This is a genomic window from Acinetobacter sp. GRABPA_MV_2 (assembly GCF_056725885.1).
Window position 1 is genome coordinate 236,684 of sequence record NZ_JBWZNA010000003.1, and the last position, 26,227, is coordinate 262,910.

Sequence of the window (26,227 nt, forward strand, 5' to 3'; positions counted from 1 at the left end):
TTGACAGGCCCTTTTTTTATTATTTCTGTTTTAAGGTTGCAACTTCTTCTACACTTTCTTGCGGCAGATCTTCCGCCGTAAGCTCTTCATGCTTCTTAATTTTTTTCTTATTTTTCTTTTTCTTCTTTGGCTCCTCTTCAATTTCTGCGCCATCTTCAATGGCTTGCCAATATTCGAGTTGCTCCATTACAGCAGCATAAATAGAGTGTTTACTGTACTTACCTTTTTTGTCGAGTGTACCGACAGGGCGGGCCATTAAAATCTCAAGCGCTTGATCAATGGTATCAATCGCATGGATATGGAATTGACCACTTTGTACTGCATCAATTACATCTTGGCGTAACATCAAATGCTGCATGTTTTGACGAGGAATAATGACACCTTGTTTACCAGTTAAACCTTGTAATTTACAAGCATCATAGAAGCCTTCAATTTTTGCATTTACACCACCAATTGGTTGAACTTGGCCTAACTGATTCATAGAACCTGTAATTGCCCATGATTGATCAATTGGTATTTGGCTAATTGCAGAAATTAATGCAGAAAGCTCGGCAACTGTTGCACTGTCGCCATCTACTTGCCCATAACTTTGTTCAAATGCAAGCGCAGCAGAGAAATGTAAAATCTGTTCACGACCAAAGTGAGCTTTTAAGAAGCTCGACATAAGTAATACGCCTTTGGCATGTAGTGAACCACCAAGCTCTACACTACGTTCAATATCAAGAATATCGCCGCCACCTTGATAGACTGATGCAGTCAAACGTGAAGGTAAACCAAACTCAACATCTGCATAGTGAATAACAGAGAGGGCATTAATTTGACCTAAACGATGACCGGAAGTTTCGATTAACTGAGTTCCACGCGATAAATCTTGCCAGTAAAGCTCTCTTAAATAGCCTAAGCGATACTGTCTGTGTTGTAGTGCTAAGTTAATGTGCTGGTCAGTTACAAGCTTTTCGTTGGCTTTAAAAGCATGGTGATGTGCTTCGCGAATGAGGTCGCCCAAAGTTGAAGCATGTAACGACAGTGAGCTTTGGTCTTCTGCCTGACGACTTGAGTCGGTAAGTAAAGCTGCTAAAGCACTACGATCAAACGGAAGTAATTTATCCGCTTGTACATAATCAGCAATTAGCTGCATGTAGGCTTGTTCATTTTCGTCATTACGTTGTAATGTATCGGTAAAATCTGCACGAATTTTAAAGACACTACCAAGCTCTGGTTCTACTTCTAAAATTTCATAATAAATTTCAGGTTCTGCCATAAGAACCACTTTAATATCAAGCGGAACAGCAGCAGGTTCAATCGAGATAGAGCCTGTTAACGTCAGCATATGTTCAAGAGAAGAAAGCTTGAGTTGGCCTGATTTTAAGGCGCGCTTTAAACCTTGCCATGCATAAGGCTGTTCGAGTAATTGCTCGGCCTCAAGCATTAAAAAGCCACCATTCGCTTGATGTAGGGCACCTGGACGAATGAGAGTGAAATCTGTGGTAATTGTGCCGTTGTGAGTAAGTTGTTCAACATGACCAAGCAAGTTGTAGTGCGTTGGGAAATCTTCAAAAATAACCGGTGCACCACTGTTTGGTTTGTTTGAGACAATTACATTAGCCTGATAACGTGCTGGCACACGATTGAACATTGCCGGAGCAAAGTCATCTTCTTCTTGCTCTAAAATGAGTTCAACATTATCAATTACATCTTGAGCATATTGTTTTAAATAATCTTCAAGGCCTTTGACTTGACCATATTTATTTAAAATCAAATCCATGCGTGGCTTAACCACTTGAGTCGCGATGTCTCGATTTAACACAGAGACTTTGTCACGTGCGTCATCTTCTAAATCACCTAAATGCAAACCAAGACGCTCGAGCTTTTTATCCATGTAGCGAACATTCGCAGCAATTTCAGCACGTTGCTTAGTATTTAAAGCATCAATTTCTGTTTGAGTCAGTTCTTGCACCTGATCATCTTTTACTTGTACAGGTACAAAGCCATGCTTTTCATTACGGGAGATGAGTTTTAAGTCGAGTTCTTCACCTTCTTTGGTTAACTCGACAAGCGCTTGTTGCTGCTCATCTCCAGTTTCTTCACGGATACGCTCAATACGGTTATGATAGGTCTCCGCACTAAAACGGCGTTCAAGCTGTTTTAAAATAATTTGCCAAGTTTGATGAAGGGCATGTTGAAACTTAGTTCCTTGTCCAGCAGGGAAGCGTAAAGCAAGTGGTTGGCGTGCCTGCTTAAAATTATAGACATATACCCAGTCATCTGGAGTAGGCATTGTTTTCGCATGTTGTTGGAGTAAACGCTTAATCATGGTGCGTTTACCCAAGCCTGCTGTTCCTACTGCAAAAATGTTATAGCCAGAGTAGGGTAAGGAAATACCTGCTTCTACCGATGCTTTGGCACGGTCTTGCCCTAAAAAGTTATTAAGCGGTTTTATACGTTTTGTAGAAGCTGGAATTTTTTCAAAATCTGGAATATGTGTTAGTTGTTCGGGTTTTAAGGCTGTTTTATCCAAAGTCATTTTTATATCAGGTTGCTCAAAAGCTGAAGGAAATGCATTTATTGTGACGTTTGTGGTGTTTGTTTTAGCGAGTGATAAAGTTGAGATGGTCACTTGATCAAGTTTTTGTGTCACTGTTGATATCCAGCAAAAGAAAACGAAGGTTGAAGCTTAAAGGTATACAGGTTTAGCATAAAATATCAAGCAAACTTGCCGTTTTTATCGCCAAAACAAAATTGATTGCATAAAGAATCTTGAAAGGAATTGTAAGAAGGGTTTGAATAGGCACATTTATAATTTATGGAAAATAAAAAACGAATGACCACACAAGCTTCGGGTTGGGTCTCGGCTTTTAAAGCATTTTTAGATCGCCGTGCATTAATTATGCTGTTTCTGGGTTTTTCTGCCGGAATTCCAATTTTATTAATTTTCTCTAGTCTCTCTTTGTGGCTTGGAGAGGCGGGCATTGATAAAAGTGCAGTCACTTTTTTTAGTTGGGCTGCCCTAGGTTACTCTTTTAAGTTCGTTTGGGCTCCTCTTATTGATGAGTTACCTGTGCCTGTCTTAACTAAAACATTAGGCCGAAGACGAGCTTGGTTGTTAATTGCACAGTGTTTGATTGTTCTTGCTATCTGTATTATGGCTTTTTCTGATCCTGCTTTAGGTCAAAGTTATCTTATCCAAATGGCGGTAGGTGCTGTATTACTCGGCTTCTCGGCAGCAACCCAAGATATTGTAATTGATGCTTACCGTATTGAATTAGCAGAAACAGAAATGCAAACGGTTTTGGCCTCTACATATAATGCAGGGTACCGAATTGGCATGATTGTGGCTGGAGCGGGTGCATTATTTCTAGCTGCCCACTTGGGAACAGCTAAAGGTAATTACATTTACGAAGCTTGGAAAACGACTTATTTAAGCATGGCAGGCGTTATGTTAGTGGGTATTGTCACGACCCTACTTGTGCGTGAGCCTGTTGTAAATCGAGTTTATAAAAATTATAAGAGTAGTGATTACTACCGTTTGGTTCTCGTATTTTTTATTGCCGTTATTTCATTCGTAGTCACTTATATTTATTCGGGACAGGTTACCGAGGCCATTTCACAAGCTGGCAATATTAAAGACAGTGCTGCGTTATTTGGTTTAGAGGCTTTAAGATTTTTAACTGCAACTGCTGCTGCGATTTTTGTAGGTTATCTACTCGTTAAAATTGGTGTGGTTAACCAGCAAATGGCTAAAGAGACATGGATTGCACCAATTCTAGATTTCTTTAAACGCTATGGTGTCAAACTTGCATTAGTGTTGTTGCTACTTATTGGTTTCTTCCGTATTTCAGACATTATTGCTGGTGTTATTTCTAATGTGTTCTACCAAGATCTTAACTTCAGTAAAGAGCAAATTGCAGAAGCAGTTAAAATCTATGGAGTACTATTTAGTTTAGTCGGCGGTTTCTTAGGTGGTCTTTTAGCACAGCGCATCAACATTATGAAACTGATGTTTGTCGGTGCTGTTTTGGCTAGCTCTACCAATTTAATTTTTATTGGACTAGTAAAATCTGGTCAGCCATTAGATATGGTAGATGTAAAAGTTGGTGAACACAGCTATCAAGTCAAACCAGACGAAGTCGGGTTATGGAAGTTAGAAGTACCAAGTTCTGCTTTTAGCGGAACAAAACAAATTGAAGTAAAAGCTGCTTATGCTTCAAATGATGTAGCGCCTGTTACACGTACTCAGCCATTACTGACAACTGAGTCAGCTAAATCACCTCTACAAATTTTACCTGTTATGGGCAATGATCAGGTCTCACTTAAAGATGGTGAGGGAAGTGTTGTGGTTCGAGGACAATACTTTGGACAAGCATTAACCCCTACGCAAAAAATTATCATTAGCCTTGATGGGCAAAATTTTGATGCAAAAATGACCGATCAAAAAGGTGTTTTCAGTGCTGCTATTGATGCGAAAAAATTAGTGGCATCGACAAGTAAAGAGCTCAACGTAGCTGTAATAGATGGCGAACAAAAAATACTTTCTGCATCTCATCCATATGCTGTTAGCTCAAATCAAAAAGCGGCAAGTGAACTTGATGTGAATATTGATCCGGTAGCTTATATTGATCCACTTTCTGGTCAACCAGTGGAGGTCAGCGGTAAGGTCATTAAACCATATAGTTCTTTATGGCTTTATTTTGCCATTATTGTCGATAACTTGGCTTCTGGTTTGGCGGGTGCGGCATTTATTGCATTCCTTTCAAGTTTAACGAGTGTCTCATTTACAGCTGTTCAATATGCGATCTTTAGTTCACTCATGACACTTACACCAAAACTTTTAGGTGGATATTCAGGTACTATAGTCAGTAATATTGGATACCCAAAGTTCTTTTTGATGACAACTCTTATTGGTATTCCAATCTTGATTTTAGTGGTTTGGGTTGGAAAATTGCTAAGAGATCATCAAACACATGAATCAGAAAAGGCAGGTGAATAAACATGCGAATGCTTCATACAATGTTGCGAGTAGGCAATTTAGAACAATCTTTAAAGTTCTATACCGAAGTATTAGGGATGAAGTTACTTCGTAAGCGTGATTATGAAGAAGGGCGCTTTACACTGGCATTTGTTGGTTATGGTGATGAAGAAACCAATACCGTGCTTGAGCTTACCCACAACTGGGATACATCAAGTTATGATTTAGGTAACGCTTATGGTCACATTGCCATTGGTGTTGACGATGCCTATAAAGCGTGTGAAGACATTAAAGCACTTGGTGGCAAAGTTGTGCGTGAAGCGGGACCAATGAAAGGTGGTGTTACCGTTATCGCATTTGTTGAAGATCCAGATGGTTATAAAATCGAATTGATTCAACAAGATGCTAATGCGACAAATAACTAAAAATTGACTGTGATGCTTTAAGAATTAGTTCTTAAAAGCCTAGCTTTATTTTTTTAGCCCAGTATGATGAACGCTTGACCAAATGGTCAATTTATCAACTGGGTTTTTTATTTATCTAGAATAATCATAGGATATGGCTATGCTGAAGTTATTGGCTCTTGATCGATTTACAGTTTTGTTAGTTGGAATGGTACTACTAGCAACATTTTTTCCAGTCAGTGGTCAAGCAGCTCAATATTTCAATACACTGACCACAGTCGCAATTGCAATTTTATTCTTTTTGCATGGTGCGAAATTATCACGTGAGGCTGTGATTGAAGGTATTTTGCATTGGAAAATGCATTTATTGGTCTTCGCATTTACTTTCTTTATTTTCCCCGTAATTGGTTTGTTGGCTAAGCCGATTTTATTGCCTCTATTAGGCCAACAGCTGTACTGGGGTTTTTTATTTATGTGCTTTTTACCCTCTACAGTTCAATCTTCTATTGCATTTACATCAGTGGCAAAAGGGAACGTGGCGGGAGCCGTGTGTAGTGCATCTTTTTCAAATTTGATTGGTATGTTTATTACACCAGTATTGGTGAGCTTCTTTATTTTAGGCCAAAGCCAACATGGATTTGACCCGACGACTTCAATTATACAAATTACATTATTACTGTTAGTGCCATTTATTTTAGGTCAATTATTACGTCCTTATATTTTCCCTTATATGGCAAAAGTTCCGAGTATTGTTAAAGCATTCGATCAAGGCTCAATTTTGATGGTGGTCTATGGCGCATTTAGTGGAGCCGTAGTTGCAGGTCTTTGGCATCAAGTAAGTTGGAAAACTTTACTCATTCTAACAATTGCGTGTTCAGTACTTTTAACAATTATTATGCTATTAGCACTTTACCTACCACGTGCTTTAGGTTTTAACCGAGCAGATCAAGTCACGGTTTTCTTTTGTAGCTCTAAAAAGACCTTGGCAAGTGGTGTTCCGATGGCTCAAATCTTATTTATTGGTCAGCCTTTAGGCATGATTGTGTTGCCTATTATGATCTTTCACCAAATCCAATTAATGGTGTGTGGGGTGATTGCAAATTACTGGGCTAAATCGAAAGATTAATTCGCAAAAGAAAATTATTTGACGTATAATGTTGCCCACTTGTTGTGCTTAGCTCTAACCCTAGAGGTTTCGGTGGGCCAAAAGAATGGTCTGTTGTGGTGTTGATCTGCTCATTTTGAGCCTGTCCTCAACTTAAGTTGAGAGTGATCAATTGCGATGACAGCTTAAGCCTTTCTTCCAATTAGGAGTAATCGACGATGCGCGCCGATATTCACCCAAAATATGAAAAATTAGTTGCAACTTGTTCTTGCGGTAACGTAATCGAAACTCGTTCTGCTTTAGGTAAAGAAACTATCTACCTTGACGTATGTTCAGCTTGCCACCCATTCTACACTGGTAAGCAAAAGAATGTAGACACTGGTGGTCGTATCGACAAATTCAAACAACGTTTTGCTGGTATGTCTCGCTCTATCAAGCGTTAATACTGCAACACGAAACAAAAAACGGGCTTTATGCCCGTTTTTTGTTTTTCAGTACAAGACCATTATTGGTCTTGTACGTCTGTTAATCGATCAAGTTTTTTCTGGAAATAGCGCCCTTGCAAGAAACGCGTTTCCACATTCCAAGCGTTTGCAAATAGGTTCATATCATCTAGATCACTCAGTAAAATTCCTACAGGTTTTACGGTCAAATAGTTCAAAACCTTTTCTTGTAATCGTGCTAGTCCCTCATCTGATTTTAATAGCTCTGTTTCCTTCGACTGTAGTTTTAAATATTGAACATCGAGTTGCTGCAATATTGATTCACTATAAGTAGAAGAGTTGAAATCCCGAATCGAAATTTCTGCGCCGTGTTGACGCAAACGAGCTATGTGTTGTTGGACAGTTGCAAGATGAGGCTGAACAGCTTGTTCTGAAAATTGTAAAACCAATGGGCTTTCAAGCTTACTACCAATAATGGTAAGTAGTTTTGAAATCAATTCAGGAAGTGATTTATCTTTAAGCAAGATATCAATATTCAGGTTAATAATCAGTTTAGCTTTAGGGTACTGAGTAATAAAGTTATGTAGTTGCTTACAAGCCTCAACCAAAATCCAGCGATCTAATTGAATAGAAAGTTCACTGTCTTCTCTTAATTCAGCTAAGTCATTTATGTCATACCATTGATCATCGCTAATAAAACCGCTAGTCACCTCATAGTTATGAGTTTCTTGATCGTGTTTATCGTAGATCTGCTGATATTTTAAATGAATTTCACTTCGAGCTAGCCGCTGCTTTAATTGCTGTAATAAAGAGGACAGCAAAGGAGCATCAACTTGTTCAAGGCTTAAATCAAGTGATATAGGAGATTTGACAGGCTCAGGAGCAATAATATCGATAGTTGGTGCTAACTCAATTTCTGACTTCGCTTTAGGTAGCTCTTGCTGACTTGTTTGATTGAGTAGCTTTGCAAAGCTATCTTCATTTAAAGATTCAGTTATTGGTGCATAACTTAGCTTAAATTGGATCGAGTAGTTAAGCTCATTAATCTTCAATAAATGCTCTTTTTGCAAACTTTGCAGACTAGCCAGTTGGGCGTTAAGAACTGTGCTGTTTTCAGCTTGTAAAATTCCAACATATGCACCAAGTTCAAGATTGAAAATCGGCATTTGCGCATGTTCTTTTAAGAAACTTATTAGCTGATTGAAATATTGTGCAGGTGTTTGCCAATCTTGTTGGAATACTCGTTCTGGGCATTGATTTAATCGAAATAAAATTAATGCGTTGGCTTGAGCAGGGTAGGACGATAGTTGTCGATTAATTTGTTGCCACGGTGTATTTACACCATAACTTTTTTCGGAAAAAAGTGTATTTGCAGGCGTTTTCAAATCCAGTTGATAGTCAATCGTTAACTGCACGGCATCTTCTTCCTGACTAGGAATAAACTCCAGTTTTAAAGCATTGTTACCTGCAATTGCTGTATGCTGACTCAGAATTTCAAAACGTGCCTGATCAAATTGGCCTAATGAAATTTTCTTAAATCTTTGTTTAAAAAAATTTAAATCATTGGGTTGTAAAACATCTAATATCGGTAGACCAATAATCTCTTCTTCTTGTTTAAAACCAAAAAGGTTGAGATATTCTGTGTTTGCCTTGACATGCATGCCTTCTTGAAAAAGGGCAACTGCTTTATGACTGTTGTTGACCAATGTTTGTGTATGAGAATGGATGGTTTCCAGTTCATTGGTCAGGCGTTGTTCAGTCTGTAATAAGTGGCTATACGACAAGGTCCGAATAAGAGTGATATAAAAATAATCTAATGGTTCTAATGGAACTACATCATAAATACCTTTTTGAATATAAGCCTGATATTGCTGAGGTTGATAATCTTCAGGTTGTAATAATAAAACAGGTAAATTTGGCTGCTCAGATGCTTGAATGAGGGAGAGAGTTTGTTCAATTTTTAGGTCATAAGCACGACCAAAAATAATAGCATCCCACGGCGTATTTAACTGTTTTTCAAAACTTTTTAAATCATCAAGTAATAACGCCTGAACTTGATAATCATTCCCCAATAATAAATTTAAAATCTGGTTATAACGTAGCTGGTTGTCATCAATAATGAGTAAACGTGTTTCAGTACGTTTTAACTTTTTAGATAATAAAGAGTTTCTCACTTTAGTGCTTCCCATAAATCTTGAGTGCTAGAGTTATTACCCTTTTTCATCATGAACTGATCAAGCAGACCTTGTTGCTGCTCATTCAAAAGTTCGAAATGAAATTGAATAAAACTTTGCGTAATGAGTTGTGCTTTGAGTAGATACACTTTGATTTCTTCTGTCCCCAATCGTAAATGAATTGTTTGTTGCTCTCTAAAAATTTGAGAGCCCGGTAAAATAAGCGTATTTTGTATTTCTTCTAGATTTTGTGTTTGTAGTAATAGTGCGGGATGATAATTGCGAGTATGACGTTCAGCTTGAATATGCACTGAACAAGGAAACATGGCTTGCGACAAAATCTCTAAACCTAACTCTAGAGATTTTTCTGTCGATTGCTTAATCCAGCGAATTACACCGCCACGCCATTGTCCATGCAAAGTTTCTTTAACTAAAATGTATTCGCCGGTTCTTAAGTTTTTCGGTGCTTCGCCAGACCATTTAATACGATATCCATTGACACTAATATCGAGAACGGTGGTTTGATAAATGGTTTTACTTTCACGACTCAAGCGTTGATAAGAGCTTGTTTGTTGTTCTTTTTTCTCTAAGTTGGATAAAACTTTAGCTTCGCTTTGTAAATTATAGTTATGGTTAAGCTGTAGCGTTTCTTCGAAGTTTTTTGCTTTCGAGAGATAGAAATGGGCAGTGCTTAAACCAAAACAAATTTGGAGCTCTGCATTGTACTCATAACGTTCATGACGACGTTGAGCAGTGGTTCCTAAAATCGTTTGAACATGAAACTTTAAAGCTGGGCTTAAATAAAACTTCTCATTCTTAGAAATATATTGAGCATTTTTATGCATCGTTGCAGTGACATGCTCAAGTAAAGCTTGTGTGCCTATGAAGATGCTAGGGTTAAAGTTTGAGCTACGCTTTGTATTATAAACAGGTGGATGGTCTTTATTTGGGTCGACTACATATTTCGTTAACGCGGTATCTTTCGGCAAAATATGAATCATTCTTGCCCAGTCGAAACTACATTGAAATAATGCCTGAATTTCTGACTGACGAATCTGGTTCGTATTTAAAATATCAAGCAAAATCAACTGAGCATAAGCTTGTGTAATATTTGCTAAAGGGTGTTGTATGCCCTGAATATGGTTAATATTGATGAGATTATATTTATGTTGAACTGCGGTTTCATACAGCTGATGCGCAATTAACCATTGCCCTTTAAGAGGCTCACTATAGAGCATATGCTGCTGATATAAGAGACTGGTTAATTGTTGTAGGGCATGAAAAGTGGCTAAAGTACGCGCCGTTTGCAAATTCTTTTTTTGCTTATAGGCAAAGAGTGAAAACTTTTGATGCTGTAGTTGCTCATGACTATTTTGCGCAATATTTAAATAAATACTGGCGAAATAGCAGCGGAGCAACATCGCTAATTCAATAATGTGCTCGTTACGATCTGTACTAATAACACCCTGATTAAAAAAGTTTTTCTCAAGGCTGGCGAGTACATTATTAATGGTTGGGTGAAGCGTTTGTATAAGATCGAAACGTAAAGTCTCACTACACTTTAATTCATTGAGCTCTAAAATAGCTGTGAATAATGCTTTTGACGTATCGCCGAGTTGCATAATAGAAAGGGTAGTGACCCATTCATTAAGATCTTTAATATTGGCTTCACAAAAGCTTAACCGTTCACGAGTGAGTTCGGTTTGATTGTGAAAAATGTCCGATAGTGCATTATTCATCATCACTTATTATATAACTCAAAATGTTGTAGCCCCAAAAAGCGGTGTTTTATTCTTTTCGCCCGCAATTTCCCTGACGAGTTTAGGAACCAAATACCCCGGTAGGTTCGCTAACACATCGCGATAGATCTCATCTATCTCAGATGATTCTAAATCAAAATGTTGTGCACCTTTTACTTTATCTAAAACATGTAAGTAATAAGGCATAACGCGAGCTTCAAATAAACGATAACTTAAATCAACTAAGGTCTGTGCAGAATCATTGACGCCTTTAAGCAATACTGCCTGATTAAGTACAGTAATGTGGTGGTCAGATAACTGCAACAATTTTGAACAAGTAAAGTCATCGAGTTCAGAAGCATGATTTGAGTGTACCACCAGAACTATACGCAGCCTACTGTTTTTTAATAAAGAAATCAGCTCTTGGTCGATACGGTTAGGAATAACAATTGGGACTCGTGAATGAATTCTCAGAATCTGAATTTGTTTGAGAGATGATAGGCGTTCTAACCAAAGTGCTAATTTACGGTTAGAAAGCGTAAGCGGGTCACCACCACTCAAAATAACCTCGTTAATGTTTGGGTTTGCTTCGATATAATTTTTAATATTTAGCCAATCTTCATTCTTTGGCAAATTTTCTTGATAGGGGAAATGACGACGGAAGCAATAACGACAATGTACGGCACATGCACCCGTTAAAGTGAGTAAAAAGCGCGATTTATATTTATGTAATACACCCGGTAATTGATTTGCTGCTTCTTCACCTAATGGGTCAGTGACAAACTCAGGATGTTCTTCGAGTTCTAGATGATGAGGTAATACTTGTAGCAAAAGTGGGTCAAGCGGGTTTTTAGCGTTCATTTTTCCGACGAACGCACGAGGAACACGCAATTTAAACTTTTCAGAAGCCAGAATCGCACCTGATAATAGCTGTTCTGAGGATAACTCGAGTAGGCTTAGCAACTCTGAAGGATCAGTAATAAGGTCACTCAGTTGTGATTGCCAGTTTTGCTCTTGGTATAAATAGTTTATCATTTGACACGATTAAGATAATGCAACAACGCATTATATCGCATAGTTGACTTGTTAAGTTTGGAGTGTGCCTTTCATGGCCTATTATTCTACAAATGATTTCAAAGCAGGCCTTAAGGTTATGCTTGATGGTAACCCATGTTCAATCATGGAAAACGAATATGTAAAACCAGGTAAAGGTCAAGCGTTCAACCGTGTAAAATTACGTAACCTTAAAACCGGTAAAGTATTAGAAAAAACTTTCAAATCAGGTGACTCTTTAGAAGCAGCTGACATCGTTGAAGTTGAAATGGAATACCTATACAACGATGGTGAAATGTGGAACTTCATGGATCCTGTATCTTTTGAGCAAATCGCGGCAGACAAAATCGCAATGGGCGATGCTGCTAAATGGTTAAAAGATGATTCAAATGAAAAATGTACAATTATGTTGTTCAACGGCGTACCTTTAACAGTAAGCCCACCGAACTTCGTTGTATTGAAAATTGTTGAAACTGATCCGGGCGTACGTGGTGATACATCTGGCGGTGGCGGTAAACCAGCTAAACTTGAAACAGGTGCGGTTGTTCGTGTTCCGTTATTTGTTCAGCAAGAAGAAAGCGTTCGTGTAGATACTCGTACTGGCGATTATTTAGAGCGTGCATAATAGTTAAAAAATAAACTATTATCGAAGGGATGATGTAAATCATCCCTTTTTTTATGCGAAAGTATAAGAGGAAAAAAATTAAAGGAGGAGTACAGTCACAAGGATTTGGTAGAGAACAGTACATAACAATATAAAAATGCTGTAGTTATTTATTGAGAGGTTAAGAATGGACACAATGCAAGCGAAATCTACGCTTCCCTCCAAGCTGGTCTGGAGCCTAGTGGCAATAATAGGTGCAATTTCTTTTGGGATGCTGGCACTCAGTCGCGGTGAACATGTCAATGCGGTTTGGCTTGTACTTGCTGCAGCATGTGTATATAGCATCGCATATCGATTTTATAGTCTATTTATTGCAACTAAAGTATTTGAATTAAACCCAAGACGTTTAACCCCAGCACATCGCTTGGCCGATGGTCTGGATTATGTTCCCACCAATAAATATGTGCTTTTCGGTCACCACTTTGCTGCAATTGCAGGAGCGGGGCCATTAGTCGGACCAATTTTGGCTGCGCAAATGGGCTTTTTACCAGGAACGATCTGGTTATTGGTCGGTGTAGTTTTGGCGGGTGCGGTACAAGACTTTTTAGTTTTATTTATTTCAACACGTCGAGACGGTCGCTCACTTGGTGAAATGGCAAAACAAGAACTCGGTTCTTTTGCCGGTATTGTGGTCATGCTTGGTGCGCTTGGGGTAATGATTATTATCCTTGCGGTACTGGCATTAGTTGTGGTGAAAGCACTTGCTCATAGTCCATGGGGTGTTTTCAGTATTGCAGCGACAATTCCAATTGCATTGTTTATGGGCGTTTACATGCGTTTTATTCGCCCGGGACGTATTGCCGAAGTTTCTATTATCGGCTTCGTTTTAATGATGCTTGCCATTGTTTACGGTGGACAGGTTGCAGCAGATCCATATTGGGGTGAGTTTTTCACTTTAACAGGAACACAGCTTACATGGTGCTTAATCATTTATGGATTTATCGCATCAGTTTTACCAGTCTGGTTATTGTTAGCACCACGTGATTATCTATCAACATTCCTTAAAATTGGTGTCATTCTTGGCTTGGCCGTTGGTATTGTGATTGCATTACCTGAATTGAAAATGCCGGCAGTGACTCATTTTATTGACGGTACTGGTCCAGTATTCTCTGGTAGTTTATTTCCATTCCTATTTATTACCATTGCCTGTGGTGCCATTTCTGGTTTCCATGCGCTTGTATCAAGTGGTACAACACCAAAACTCGTTGATAACGAAGCTGACATCCGTGTGATTGGTTATGGCGGCATGCTCATGGAATCTTTCGTCGGTATTATGGCGATGATCTGTGCAACTGTCTTAGATCCGGGTGTGTACTTTGCAATTAATGCGCCTGCGGCTGTACTCGGTACAACTGTAGAATCTGCGGCAGAAGCTGTGCGTAATTTAGGCTTTGTCGTTACGCCTGAAATGCTAACAGTATTGGCTCAAGAAGTAGGTGAAAGCTCGATTCTTTCACGTACAGGTGGTGCGCCTACCTTTGCGATTGGTATGGCACATATCATTTCGGAAATTTTTAACAGCCGCCAAATGATGGCGTTCTGGTACCACTTTGCGATTTTATTCGAAGCATTATTCATTTTAACTGCTGTCGATGCGGGTACGCGTGCTTGTCGTTTCATGGTGCAAGACACTGTGGGTATTGTTATTCCTGCGGTTAAATCTTCAAGCTCATTCTTTGGTAATTTGCTAGGTACTGCTGTTGCGGTAGGTGGATGGGGCTTCTTCGTCTATCAAGGTGTGATTGATCCGTTAGGTGGTGTCAATTCACTCTGGCCTTTATTTGGTGTGGGTAACCAGATGTTGGCTTCAATGGCACTCATTTTGGGTACAGTCATTCTGTTTAAAATGAAAAAAGAAAAATATGTATGGGTAACGATTTTCCCAACAATTTTCTTGTTCATTACCTGTATGACTGCGGGCTGGCAAAAGATTTTCCACGAAAATCCAAAGATTGGTTTCTTAGCACAAGCGAATAGATTTTCAGATGCGATTGCGCGTGGTGAAATTCTTAAACCAGCAAAAACATTTGAAGAAATGCAGACGATTGTGATGTCAAACCAAATCAACGCTGCACTTTGTGGCTTCTTCATGATCGTTGCGATTGTGATGGTAATTGCTGCGATTGGTATTGTGCGCCGTGCGTTAGCAAGCCCGACACCAACTGCTCATGAAGCACCAGCTGTATATGCTGATCCGAAAGTGGTCACCCCACGAGGAGAGTAATGATGAATTTTAAATTTGCAAAAAATGGAACTGTCATTATTGCGAAAATCATCAAAATGACAGTGCTCTCGCAAAAAGAGCTATTACTTTCTCCAAAGAACTGGTCGCGTATTGCAACTTTGTGGCAGCGTTTGCAGCAAAGCTTTCGACTGATGGTTGGGGTTCCAGACTATCAAACTTATCTGGAGCACATGAAAGCTCATCATCCTGATTTAACTCCAATGGATGCGACGACTTTCTACCGTCATTGTGTTGATTCGAGATATCCATCGGCAGGCGGTAATTTAAAGAAATGCCCTTGTTAAGTTGAGATTAATAGTCAGCTAAAGAAACGGTATATGGTTAAACCATGTACCGTTTTTCTTTTTTGGAAAAGGAAAAAAAGTTTGCTTAAAGTCTGCTCATTTGTATTTTTTTCGATGGTAAATCACTTGTTTTGCTTTTGAAAAATGAATATTATGCTTTCCATTCTAGGTGTATAGCTCAGTTGGTTAGAGCGCTACGTTGACATCGTAGAGGTCTCCAGTTCGAGTCTGGATATACCTACCAAGATTTAAAGTCATATAAACTCGAAAAGCTTTACATGACTTAAAAGGCCCTAAACTATAATGATTTAGGGCTTTTTTTATTGGTTTTATAAATTCATATTTTATATTAATAGCCAAATTTAGGAATATAAATAACTGTAAATATATAATTTAAAAATTAATTTTTTAAATATTTAGTGATTATTTAATTAAAATTGCACCCATAAAGGGTGGAGGATAATAAGTGCATTATTTTAGTGCAATGTTGGTAAATATATAATGACTAAAAATAAATTAATGTGACATATAATTGAAACAATTTTCAAAAATAATATATATGTTTAAATATTATTTTATATTTAAATAAATTGAACTTATTAGCTTTTTTAAGAAAAATGAGGAAAATTTATGAATTATAATGACTTGCAAATAACAGCAAAAAAAGTTGCGCAAAATGAATGCCTTCTTAATTGGTCTAGTAATAGTAATGAATATAGTTATAAACAATACAATATTTTTGTTAATAATCTTAGACATTGGCTAGGGCCTACAGCTTATCGTCTTGATTTGGGCTGTAATATATTAAAAGCAAAAAATGAGCAAGATAATAATTTAGATGATAATATTCTAAAAATTATTGAAGCTTTCGAATTAAATATTGCAGAGGAAAAGGGATTGGATGATGGCCAATCCCAAGCTTATCTTTTTACTAAATCTATAAATTCTTATAGTCAAGTTGTATATAAAAAAGAACTAAAATATGGTAAAGGTTTGCAGAAAACAATGATCTTAAAAGATGAGTCTGAAAAACTTTTTAATAGTGATCTTTATATTATGTTAGGTGCTGCTCTTGCTCAGGAAATTCATGCTTTACCTCAATTAGAACTACTTGTTAAAGGTGCAGAGCAAAATAAAAGTTTATTTTCAGACGAAAAATGGGTAGATGTTTCATATTTCTATGATATTCATTTAGATGGAACTGAAGCTCGGCATGCCGAAGATTTGAATAGAACAATATGGTCAATAATTGATACTGATTCCAAAAAAGAAAAATTCATGATTGGCTTTAATAAGTTTCTTGAACTTCTCGATGAATTTTGGAGTAGTTTATACTTAGAGGTTAAGAATGCAAAATATTAGTTATGTGTTTATTAGTATATTAGGTGGATTAATTGTCCCTCTACAACTGGCAATAGTAAATGCCTTTAGAAATACGAGTGGAGCAACCCAAATACAATCTACCTTTTATCTTTATATAGGTGGAGCTATTGCTTCTCTTATCATTGCATTATTAATAGATGGCGGTATTAAACCCCCATCTTATCAAAATGCCAGTTGGTGGATGTGGATGTCTGGTTTTTTAGGTTCGCTTTACATACTTTGTATGTTTATCGCAGCACCAAAAATAGGAGCAACGAGTACTCTTCTTTGGGTTTTTTTAGGACAAATGCTTTTTGCAACAATTATTGATAGCACTGGTTTACTTGGAGTGCAAATACGAAAGTTAGATGGTTTAAAGCTATTAGGGTTAGGTTTCATTTTAATTGGTGGACTTATTATGCTTTATAATGAATATCGAAAAATATCAAACTAAAAGCCGCTTTCGCGGTTTTTTATTAGCTTATATAAACCCATATAGCCATCTCATGGCTTTAGCTTTAATAATAAAGAGTAGGGGCTAATATCCAAAGAAACATTTGTCTAAAGCTTCACCTTTATAAACCCCACTTAAACAATCACTTATTTATTATTTATCCTTACTTTTTAATGATCTAATTTAAAACAAATGTCATTTTGTGTGCTTGACTGCAATAGGGCAGAGCACTATCCTTTGCCTGCTGGCCACATTGCCAGCCGGCTTTGACAGGCTGAATATTATCTCCCGCATCAGAGTTATTTCTTCTGAGGAATAGTCTTGTGTGGTAGCTACTCGTCCCTTTCCCGTAGCGGTAGGACGGGAGAGGGACACCCTCGGGTGTGCTAGTTTGAGATAATACTAGTCTGTCAACCTTCTTCCGTTCTGCCACCATAATTCTATAAATGTCTGGCAGAACTCCCAATAAAAAGGAGTTGGCTTTGCACATTCATAATTTCTTGGCAGCCTTTGCCAAAAGCTATAACGACACAACTTAAAAATTTAAAGCAGCTTGATGACCTTTAGGGTTTTCAGGCTTTAAGTCATTACGGCTCAAAAAACTTGCATTAACTATAAAACTTGAGATGTGCCAAGCACAGTCTTACGGCTTTGCTATGCCTTTTTTTCTCCCAAAAAAGTATCTCGTTTATATACAAAAAATTTATTTTAAAACGGTAAAACTATGCCAAATTTAGTTCTCTCAACACGTGCGATCCAAATTATTAATACATCGATTCATTTGTTTCACCATCACGGATTTCACATAGTGGGCATCGACCGAATCGTGAAAGAGTCTCACACTCCAAAAGCAACTTTTTATAACTACTTTCATTCTAAAGAGCGATTTATTGAAATCTGTTTGATCGTGCAAAAAGAGAGGCTAAAAGAAAAAGTAGTTTCAATGGTTGAGTACGATCAAAGTACAAACGGGAAGGATACACTTAAGAAACTTTATTTCTTACATAGCGATGTAGAAGGGCCGTACTATTTATTATTTAAAGCAATTTTTGAAACGAAACTGACCTATCCAAAAGCCTATATCACCGCAGTGAGATATAGAACGTGGCTCATCAATGAAATTTATAGCCAACTTAGAACACTTAAAAACGATGCAACTTTTCAGGATGCCAAATTATTTTTATATATGATCGAAGGTGCAATTATTCAGCTTTTAAGCTCGGATGAGACAACCGAGCGAGAAAAGGTGTTGGATTGTTTTTTGCGGGGTTGGTTTAATGCAAGTGCTTAAATCAATGAATTCCAATGTATAAAACAATCCTATTTATAACTATTAATAATTGACCTAATGACTTCTTGTACATCCAAAATCGCTTTGTCTTTTAGCGATGTTTTTCGACATGAAAGTACCATTGGATAGGTTGGTATCGAAATTGGACATTTTGTATAAATTAGGGCAGGTACAATTTCGGAAATTTTTCTTGCAGCGTGGGTGGGAAGGGTACAAACCGTTCCTTTTCTTTTTAATAACCATGGAATAGCAGCAAAGTGAGAAGTAGAGGCAAAAATCCGTCTGGTCTTATTTAATTTCGTTAAATGTTCGTCAACAATCCCGATTTGACCCGTATTTGAAATCAGTAAATGTTCAAAACTTAAAAACTTATCTAAGGTTAGTTCAACCGCATCTTCAGGATGAGTCACCAAACAAGAATAATCACCTAAAACCATTAATTCTCGGTACAAAGAATGGTAATAGATTCCGCCAGAGGTTACTCCAATATCAACATTATGCTTTACCAGCATTTCAGCAATGATATGTGTATAGGTCTGTTTAATTACGATTCTGTAGTGGGGAAATTTTAATTTAACCTGTTCGATAATTTCTTGTGCAAATGCAATTTCAAAATCATCAGACATACCAATCGTGATAATTCTTTGCTGTAGGTTATTGTGATTATTGGGTAGTGACAACAATGTTTCCCTAAAAATACTTAAAGCATTGCTGACTAATGGTTTCAAAGCATGCGCTTTAGTAGTGGGTGCAAGACCTCGACCAGTCCGTTGAAAAAGTGGATCTTGATAAATATCCCTAAGACGTCGTAAAGATGCACTGACCGCAGACTGAGTAATTCCTAAACGTTCCGCTGCACGCGAAGCATTCTGCTCTTCATATAGGATTTCAAAGCACTTCAAAAGATTTAAGTCGATTTGTTCGATATTAATTTCATTCATATCTGATAGTGCCTAAATCCTATTCCATAAAGATGGTGATTATATAACAATGAATTCAGACGTAATGAACGGAACTTGTATGGAAAGTAATAGATAAGGTTCTTATTTACGTGATGCTTTATCAAAATATATCAATTTTTTGGTCAAAAGTTATTGATATCATTGTTGATTTTTAACCTGGTCTAGCAAGTGGGATTGATCAGGTTTATTTGGGAAAATATGATTAAGGACTGATTCTATGACAGATTATCTTTTAAATCTAGCTTTTCGATGAGTTAAACACGCTAGACAATTGAACCCCCCGTTAAATTTAAATCTAAACACATATGAATGTTGTTTATAGGGGATTCGTTTGTCAAAAAATGCAGGGATGTGTTCAAGCACAAGCATTTTAAAGTTTCGATATAGGAATTCGACATGTTAAAAAAACTACATGTGCAGGTAATTATTGCAATTATTGCTGCCATTATTTTGGGTTTAGTCTCTCCTGAATGGGCAAAGGCAATGAAGCCATTAGGTCAAGCATTTATTGCTTTACTCAAAATGCTTTTAGCTCCTTTGATTTTTCTTACCTTGGTTCATGGTTTAACTCATATTAAAGATATGAAAAAACTGGGCCGTTTGGGTGTTAAGTCACTTATTTATTTTGAAGTGCTAACAACTGTAGCAATGCTGATTGGCTTTGTATTTGTCAATGTGTTGCAGCCCGGTTCAGGACTTCATGCAACCGATTTAGCCGAACCTGATGCGGCAAAAGGTTCAGCAACACTTTCGGCGGTTGATTTCTTCTTAAATATGATTCCGCACACCATCGTAGATGCTTTTGCGACCGGAAACGTATTGCAAGTATTGGTTGTTTCGATTTTAGCGGGTATGGCTATCAATTTATGTTGTGGCCCAGACTCTGTAATTGTTAAAGGAATTGATGAAGCGCAAACCATCTTGTTCAAGATGCTCGGCTTTATTATGAAACTTGCTCCGCTCGGTGCATTTGGTGCGATGTCGGCTGCAATTGGTAGTTACGGCGGTGAAACACTCATTTATTTAATGAAATTAATTGGTGTTTTCTATGCAGCATGCTTCTTCTTTATGGTGTTTGCCCTTGGTGCAGTGACATGGATTATTGGTCTACCTTTTCTCACCATTTTAAAAGTGATTCGCGACGAAATACTTTTGGTGTTCGGTACAGCATCAGGTGAAGTTGCCTTTCCAAAACTGATTGAAAAGCTCAAAAAAACGGGTTGTGATGAGGCTGTTGTCGGGTTCGTATTACCTACAGGTTATAGCTTTAATTTAGATGGCACAGCTTTATATATGGCAATTGCGGTGGGCTTTATTGCACAAGCAACTGACACACCTTTGAGCTTAATCGACCAGTTGGTTTTATTAGCAATCTTAAGCTTTACATCGAAAGGCGGAACTACTGTCGCTGGCGGCGCTTTTATTAAGTTGGCGGCGACCTTACAGTCTGTAAAAACTTTACCACTCGGTGGTTTGGGACTGTTATTTGGTGTTGACCGAATTATGGCAACTATCATGGCAATTACCAACATTATTGGAAACACGCTTGCAGTCTATGCGGTTGCTCGTTGGGAAAATGCTTTCGATGCTGATGCTTTTGAAAAACAAACAGGTAAGAGACCTAAACGTAGTTTGCTACGGGCGAAAGATTCTTTGGTAGAGACACCATTAGCCTCCGATTCAAATCAATCAAGTCAAGTTTTAGATAAATCTCATTAATTATCTCAACTTCTTATATCGAGAATAGACATGCGTTTAAAAGCGATAGACCCAGAACATTTAACTGCTGAACAACAAGTTGTTTTCGATGCAATTGCAAGCGGTCCACGTAAAGGGGTGCGAGGTCCTTTAGCGATCTGGTTGCATCATCCGAAGTTAGCCAATTTGGCACAAAGTCTTGGTCAATATTGCCGATACGATAGTTGTTTAGAGCCGCGTTTGAGTGAATTAGCCATCTTACTAATGGGTAGACACTGGCTCGCTGAATATGAATGGGCTGCTCATAAACCATATGCAATTGAGGCTGGCCTAAGTACAGACGTTATTGAAGCCATTCGTTTAGGTGAGCAACCCGTATTTATTCATAAGGACGAACAATTAATTTATCAGTTTATTTGTGAACTTCACGAGACCAAAAGGGTTTCTGATCAGACTTATCAAGAAATAGAGCAACTACTTGGGATAGATACATTAATCGATTTAGTCGCGATTGCAGGCTATTACACCCTTATTTCTATGACGATTAATGTTTTCGAAGTTCCACCACCAGCAGGTGTAACTCCTGAATTACCAACCCCAGAAGCAGGAATTTAATATGTTTGATGAAATTAATCCTCAAGGACGTTTGCAAGACAAAGTTGCAATCATTACTGGTGCAGGTTGTGTTGGTCCGGGGTGGGGAAAAGGTCGTGCGGCGGCAGTACTTTTTGCTAAAGCAGGAGCAAAAATTTTTGCTGTAGATCGTTCGATTGATGCCATGTATGAAACTTTAAATCGTATTCAAAACTTTAATGGTGAAGTGACACCTTTTGCGTGTGATGTGACTGACAGCGAGTCAGTTCAAACGATGGTTGAAGCCTGTGTAGAGAAATATGGTCGTGTCGATATTTTAGTGAATAACGTAGGTGGTTCTGCCGCTGGTGGAGCTGTTGCTTTATCTGAAGAGGGTTGGAACAAACAACTCGACCTAAATTTAAAAAGTGTGTTTTTAACTTGTAAGCACACCATTCCATATATGGAGCAACAAGGCGGTGGGTCGATTGTAAATACAGCTTCAACTTCTGGAATCCGTTTTACAGGTTCTCCACAAGTTGCCTATGCAGCAAGTAAAGCCGCGATTATTCAATTATCAAAAGTGACTGCTGTCGAATATGCCCCTAAAGGAATACGCGTAAACACTGTCTTGCCTGGTCAATTACATACCCCGATGGTTGAAGTTCGTTTAGCAGGGCAACGTACAGGTGGTGATGTTGATCAATTGCTCGAAAGCCGTTTAAAGCGAATTCCCGCGGGTTTTATGGGAGATGGGCGTGATACAGCTTTTGCTGCGCTGTTTCTTGCAAGTGATGAAGCGCGTTTTGTTACTGGAACAGAAATTGTGGTCGATGGCGGAATGACTGCACGTTGTGATTAAGGTGAATTCTGAGTAACTCCAAATATGTGAGGTACATGGAATATTTGTTGAACCTAATAAGATTTGTTTAGGAAGTACTATGTCATTTAATTTGCCAAAAGGTTCATGGGATTGCCATTTTCATATATACGGGCCTTTTGATCGCTTTCCGTTACCTGAAGATGCTGCATATCATCCTGAACCAGCAACATTTAAGCAGTTGCTTGAATTACACAAAAGTTTAGGAATTGAACACGGTGTTTTTGTTCAAGCTGTTGCCTATGGTTCAGATAACTTCATCATTTTAGATGCGATTGAACAAAGTAACTTTAATTATCGAGGAGTTGCTTTAGTAGATCACGATATTACAGATGAACAACTTGTTGAATTAAAGCACGGCGGAATTTGTGGCATTCGCTTTAACATGATAGGGCATTTGCCTGGAAGCCGTGATCCGCAAGCATTACGTGGTTTGGTTGAACGAGTTGCAAAGCTCGGATTTCATATTCAGATACATGGAAAAATTGAGGATATCTTCCCAGCGATTGAAGCTTGGCAAGACATAGATGTCGATATTGTGATTGATCATATGGCACGACCTAATTTGCTTGATTCACAAGATGCAGAAAATACTTTTATCAAGTTGCAACAAGTCATGATGAATCCGAAGCGTTGGCTAAAAATTTCCGGAATTGACCGTGCAATGAATGGACAGCCTGCCAGCACTTGGGAGGCTTCACTGAATTGGGTTCAGAAGTTAATCAAACTTGCACCAAACCGAGTGGTGTGGGGAACAGATTGGCCTCATCCAAATGTAAAAGGTGAGGTTCCTCATGATGATGAGCTTTTAAAGTTTGCATTAAAAGCACTCGATACGCCTGAATTAATACAAGCCGTATTTGTCGATAATCCACGAAATTTATATTTCAGAGAAAATTAATGTTTTAAAACCAATGAAGTATTCATTGACTGAATACTTCTTTACTTAAAAGGAAGTTAAAAATGAGTTTAAAAAAACTAGTCTCAGGAATGGGCTTATCAATTGCTATGGTCGTGCCAGCACATGCAGCGCAATTAAATGTTATTGCATCTGGTTCTTTTCATGGTGCGATGGATACTCTTATTCCAATGTATGAAAAATTAACTGGAAATACGGTTCATATCGAATGGGGGCCATCTGCCGGAAAGTCTCCTGAATCATTACCAATGCGAATTAAAAACAATGAAAAAATGGACTTGGCTATCATTTTGGATGATGCACTTAAATCTAATGAATTAAGTCAAAATTTTGACTTATCTAGTCGTACTGAATTAGCAAATTCAAAAATTGGTTTGGCTGTGAGTAAAGGTACTAAAGTACCACCATTAAAAAATGAAGCAGACTTAAAGGCAGCCTTATTATCAGCCCAAAAAGTTGCCTACTCTCAAGGTTCAAGTGGTGTCTATATCCGCTCAACATTATTCAAAAGATTGAATATTGAACAGGAAATGCAAACAAAAGGGCTTGAGGTTCCAGGTAAAAAACTGGTCGGAGAAGTGTTAGCAGAACATCAGGCTGATGTGGGAATGCAACAGATTAGTGAGCTTAAGCATACTAAAGGGATTACCTTTGTTGCACCTTTACCTGAAAGTTTGCAATACGTTAGTAAGTTTTCATCAGTGATTTCTAAAAAAGCTGAACATCCTGAAATCGCAGCTCAATTTGTACAATTTTTAAAATCTAAACAAGCAGCAAGTATTTTGACCAACAGTGGTTTGGAACCAATTGGCAAGTGAGGAATCACTATGAAGAAATACTTAACTGCAATTTTATCGACATCATTGAGCCTCATGGGATGCTCAAGTCTTGATAAGGTTGAATCTAATATGGATCAAGCAAATTTAATTTCAAATTTCTCTGTTCATAAAAAGCAGATCCAACAAGGTGATGTCTCAATTGAGTTCTATGTACAAGGGAAGGGCCCCGTAATTGTATTACTGCCTTCGTTAAGCCGTGGCGCTAGAGATTTTGATGTTGTTGCAGATTATCTTGCAAAATCAGGCTTTAAGGTAATACGTCCTGAACCTAGAGGCATCAATGGCAGTACAGGGCCTTTAGAGAATTTAACTCTGCACGATTTTGCTGCTGATGTTGCTTTAGTTTTGGATGCTGAAAAAACTGGTCCAGTGGTAGTCGTTGGACATGCCTGGGGAAGTCAGCCTGCACGTATGCTTGCTGCTGATCGACCAGATCTGGTTCGCGGTATTGTCATGGCCGCTGCTTCAGCAGGTAAGTTACCTAAAGATTCAACTGAAAAACCGTATGGGCGTTTACGTGATGCAATTGATAACGCAGGGAATTATAAGCTTCCTCAAGAACAACGTATCACATATCTAAAGCAAGCTTTCTTCGCACCTATGAATGATCCACATGTGTGGTTAAACGGTTGGTATGAAAAAAACCATGCTGCTGAAGCTCATGCACGAATTGTAACGCCAATTGATGAGTATTTTTCGGGTGGGAAAACGGTTCCAATCCTTGATTTACAAGGAGAGTACGATGCCGTTGTCGTCAAAAATGTAATGAAAGAGTATTTACCTGAACGAGTTGTTGAACAGGTCATCAAAAACGCAGGTCATGCGATGGTACCAGAACAACCAGAAGCGATGGCAAATGCGATAGCCAAATTTTCCAAACAAGTATATTCAGCCAATTAGTTGACTTAAATCTGCTTATTTAATTTTTAAACCACAATCATCTAAAACATGGAGTTGATTAAGATGAATAAAACCTTAGCTATTTTATCTACAGCAATATTATTAGCCACAGCAACGGTTACGGAAGCAAAACAAACAAACGTTTCACCAGCAACGCATACGGCAGCTGCCTCTAAGGTAAGCAATGTGCCTTATGAGATGGTAAAGTATGGTGATGTCTCTATTCAAGCTTATGTACAAGGTAAGGGGCCAACCATTGTGATTATGTCGTCACTAGGACGTTCTGTACGTGACTATGATGTAGTTGCACAAGATTTAGTTAAACAAGGCTTTAGAGTGATTCGACCTGAAGTTCGTGGAATTGGTTTAAGCCGTGGTCCAATGGAAAAACTGCATATTCAAGATTATGGAAATGATGTTGCAGCAGTGATCGAACATTTTAAAGCTGGTCCTGCAATTGTAGTTGGCCATGCATGGGGCAATTTCCCAACCCGCATGGTCGCAACACAGCGTCCAGATTTGGTTAAAGGTGTGGTGTTGGCAGGTGCTTCCGCAGGTAAAGTGCCAGAGGGATATAAAGGTAAACCAATTAGTCCTGAAATTCGTGAAGCGATTGATAATGCTGGAAATGAAGAGCTTCCAGAAGCTAAGCGTATTGAATATTTAAAACGTGCATTCTTTGCACCAATGAATGATCCGCGCGTATGGCTAACTGGTTGGCACCACGAAGCACACGATGCACAAGGTTATGCGCGTAATAACACTCCTGTAGATGACTATTTTGCTGCTGGCAAAGCACCAATTTTAGATATTCAACCAGAATATGACACAGTCGCGCCTAAACCTTTAAGAGGTGTTTTAAAAGGTGCCTTAGGTGATCGAGTGACGATAGTCGAAATTAAAAATGCAGGTCATGCATTAGTTCCAGAGCAACCGAAAGCTTTAGCGGATGCCATTGGTAAATTTGCTAAACAACAATTCGCGAAAAAATCATAGTTGTTCCTTAAAGAAACGGACGTTCAGGAACGTTCGTTTCTAATCGATTTTGTGCATTACGGTTTTAAGAGACTTTTCCATATGATTGACAAAAGTAAGTCCTCACTAAGCGAGGTTCTATCGCAGATTAAAGATGGTGCAACCATTCTGATTGGTGGTTTCGGTACCGCAGGACAACCCGCTGAACTCATTGATGGTCTTATTAAACTCGGTGTTAAAGATTTAACCATCGTCAGTAACAATGCCGGTAATGGCGATTATGGTCTGGCGAAACTG

At 38.3% G+C, this 26,227-nt stretch carries 23 protein-coding genes and 1 tRNA gene; 19 read left to right on the forward strand and 5 right to left on the reverse strand.

Translation table 11 applies throughout. The features are described from left to right. Positions 1-19 precede the first annotated feature (19 nt). Positions 20-2,638, reverse strand: coding sequence for a Lon protease family protein (locus ACXM0J_RS04745; RefSeq protein WP_005067989.1), 2,619 nt, complete (start codon positions 2,636-2,638; stop codon positions 20-22). 165 nt (positions 2,639-2,803) lie between these two features. On the opposite strand from ACXM0J_RS04745, the gene ACXM0J_RS04750 reads away from it, so the two are divergent. The 4 genes from ACXM0J_RS04750 to rpmE all read left to right on the forward strand — a co-directional run bounded on the left by ACXM0J_RS04750 (position 2,804) and on the right by rpmE (position 6,918). Next, positions 2,804-4,987, forward strand: coding sequence for an AmpG family muropeptide MFS transporter (locus ACXM0J_RS04750; RefSeq protein WP_086265396.1), 2,184 nt, complete (start codon positions 2,804-2,806; stop codon positions 4,985-4,987). Positions 4,988-4,989: 2 nt separating this feature from the next. Continuing rightward, positions 4,990-5,391, forward strand: a complete 402-nt coding sequence (gloA, locus tag ACXM0J_RS04755; RefSeq protein WP_086265395.1) for a lactoylglutathione lyase — start codon at positions 4,990-4,992, stop codon at positions 5,389-5,391. A gap of 133 nt (positions 5,392-5,524) precedes the next feature. Beyond that, on the forward strand, positions 5,525-6,496 hold the full coding sequence (locus tag ACXM0J_RS04760; RefSeq protein WP_080973456.1) for a bile acid:sodium symporter family protein: 972 nt from the start codon (positions 5,525-5,527) through the stop codon (positions 6,494-6,496). Positions 6,497-6,693: 197 nt separating this feature from the next. Beyond that, the gene (gene rpmE / locus ACXM0J_RS04765) at positions 6,694-6,918 is read left to right on the forward strand and encodes a 50S ribosomal protein L31 (RefSeq protein WP_001200845.1); all 225 of its coding nucleotides are present in this window, start codon (positions 6,694-6,696) and stop codon (positions 6,916-6,918) included. 62 nt (positions 6,919-6,980) lie between these two features. Here the strand turns inward: rpmE and ACXM0J_RS04770 are convergent, their stop codons facing one another. The 3 genes from ACXM0J_RS04770 to epmB are packed head-to-tail and all read right to left on the reverse strand — an operon-like array spanning position 6,981 to position 11,866. Next, a complete protein-coding gene (locus ACXM0J_RS04770; RefSeq protein ID WP_086265526.1) occupies positions 6,981-9,092 on the reverse strand; it encodes an EAL domain-containing protein in 2,112 nt (703 codons plus the stop codon). Beyond that, positions 9,089-10,834 carry a GTPase gene (locus tag ACXM0J_RS04775; RefSeq protein ID WP_086265394.1) on the reverse strand — a complete coding sequence of 582 codons (1,746 nt, stop codon included), beginning with the start codon at positions 10,832-10,834 and terminating at the stop codon, positions 9,089-9,091. Before ACXM0J_RS04775 ends, ACXM0J_RS04770 begins: the two co-directional genes overlap by 4 nt. 15 nt (positions 10,835-10,849) lie before the next feature. Beyond that, a complete protein-coding gene (gene epmB / locus ACXM0J_RS04780) occupies positions 10,850-11,866 on the reverse strand; it encodes an EF-P beta-lysylation protein EpmB (RefSeq protein WP_086265393.1) in 1,017 nt (338 codons plus the stop codon). Between the two features lie 73 nt (positions 11,867-11,939). Here epmB and efp point away from each other — a divergent pair, with 73 nt between their 5' ends. The 7 genes from efp to ACXM0J_RS04815 all read left to right on the forward strand — a co-directional run bounded on the left by efp (position 11,940) and on the right by ACXM0J_RS04815 (position 18,184). Continuing rightward, positions 11,940-12,509 carry an elongation factor P gene (gene efp, locus ACXM0J_RS04785; RefSeq protein ID WP_002118666.1) on the forward strand — a complete coding sequence of 190 codons (570 nt, stop codon included), beginning with the start codon at positions 11,940-11,942 and terminating at the stop codon, positions 12,507-12,509. A gap of 166 nt (positions 12,510-12,675) precedes the next feature. Further along, positions 12,676-14,772, forward strand: coding sequence for a carbon starvation CstA family protein (locus ACXM0J_RS04790; RefSeq protein ID WP_199992039.1), 2,097 nt, complete (start codon positions 12,676-12,678; stop codon positions 14,770-14,772). Further along, positions 14,772-15,077, forward strand: coding sequence for a YbdD/YjiX family protein (locus tag ACXM0J_RS04795; protein WP_000980869.1), 306 nt, complete (start codon positions 14,772-14,774; stop codon positions 15,075-15,077). Before ACXM0J_RS04790 ends, ACXM0J_RS04795 begins: the two co-directional genes overlap by 1 nt. A gap of 167 nt (positions 15,078-15,244) precedes the next feature. After that, positions 15,245-15,321 (forward strand) — tRNA-Val (locus ACXM0J_RS04800). A gap of 386 nt (positions 15,322-15,707) precedes the next feature. Further along, the gene (locus ACXM0J_RS04805; protein ID WP_086265392.1) at positions 15,708-16,439 is read left to right on the forward strand and encodes a DUF3865 domain-containing protein; all 732 of its coding nucleotides are present in this window, start codon (positions 15,708-15,710) and stop codon (positions 16,437-16,439) included. Next, positions 16,426-16,893 carry a DMT family transporter gene (locus ACXM0J_RS04810; RefSeq protein ID WP_062849977.1) on the forward strand — a complete coding sequence of 156 codons (468 nt, stop codon included), beginning with the start codon at positions 16,426-16,428 and terminating at the stop codon, positions 16,891-16,893. The genes ACXM0J_RS04805 and ACXM0J_RS04810 overlap by 14 nt, the downstream gene beginning before the upstream one ends. Before the next feature lie 724 nt (positions 16,894-17,617). Continuing rightward, a complete protein-coding gene (locus ACXM0J_RS04815; protein WP_086264956.1) occupies positions 17,618-18,184 on the forward strand; it encodes a TetR/AcrR family transcriptional regulator in 567 nt (188 codons plus the stop codon). A 29-nt stretch (positions 18,185-18,213) separates the two neighbouring features. Here the strand turns inward: ACXM0J_RS04815 and ACXM0J_RS04820 are convergent, their stop codons facing one another. Beyond that, complete coding sequence (locus ACXM0J_RS04820; protein ID WP_086264955.1) at positions 18,214-19,125, reverse strand: LysR family transcriptional regulator; 912 nt, start codon at positions 19,123-19,125, stop codon at positions 18,214-18,216. A gap of 417 nt (positions 19,126-19,542) precedes the next feature. On the opposite strand from ACXM0J_RS04820, the gene ACXM0J_RS04825 reads away from it, so the two are divergent. From ACXM0J_RS04825 to ACXM0J_RS04860, 8 genes are all read left to right on the forward strand, one after another. Next, complete coding sequence (locus ACXM0J_RS04825; protein WP_017402677.1) at positions 19,543-20,865, forward strand: C4-dicarboxylate transporter DctA; 1,323 nt, start codon at positions 19,543-19,545, stop codon at positions 20,863-20,865. Positions 20,866-20,895: 30 nt separating this feature from the next. Continuing rightward, positions 20,896-21,459 (forward strand): carboxymuconolactone decarboxylase family protein, encoded by a 564-nt coding sequence (locus ACXM0J_RS04830; RefSeq protein ID WP_086264954.1) that lies wholly within the window; start codon positions 20,896-20,898, stop codon positions 21,457-21,459. A gap of 1 nt (position 21,460) precedes the next feature. After that, positions 21,461-22,279 (forward strand): SDR family NAD(P)-dependent oxidoreductase, encoded by an 819-nt coding sequence (locus tag ACXM0J_RS04835; RefSeq protein WP_479750295.1) that lies wholly within the window; start codon positions 21,461-21,463, stop codon positions 22,277-22,279. 79 nt (positions 22,280-22,358) lie between these two features. Beyond that, positions 22,359-23,198, forward strand: a complete 840-nt coding sequence (locus ACXM0J_RS04840; protein WP_086264952.1) for an amidohydrolase family protein — start codon at positions 22,359-22,361, stop codon at positions 23,196-23,198. Positions 23,199-23,260: 62 nt separating this feature from the next. After that, positions 23,261-24,034 carry a substrate-binding domain-containing protein gene (locus ACXM0J_RS04845; RefSeq protein ID WP_086264951.1) on the forward strand — a complete coding sequence of 258 codons (774 nt, stop codon included), beginning with the start codon at positions 23,261-23,263 and terminating at the stop codon, positions 24,032-24,034. Between the two features lie 9 nt (positions 24,035-24,043). Further along, positions 24,044-24,955: an alpha/beta fold hydrolase gene (locus ACXM0J_RS04850; RefSeq protein ID WP_235823114.1), complete on the forward strand. Its 912-nt coding sequence runs from the start codon at positions 24,044-24,046 to the stop codon at positions 24,953-24,955. Positions 24,956-25,018: 63 nt separating this feature from the next. Next, the gene (locus ACXM0J_RS04855; protein WP_086264950.1) at positions 25,019-25,951 is read left to right on the forward strand and encodes an alpha/beta fold hydrolase; all 933 of its coding nucleotides are present in this window, start codon (positions 25,019-25,021) and stop codon (positions 25,949-25,951) included. Between the two features lie 81 nt (positions 25,952-26,032). Next, the coding region (locus ACXM0J_RS04860; protein ID WP_304457309.1) for a CoA-transferase at positions 26,033-26,227 on the forward strand (195 nt) is incomplete at its 3' end.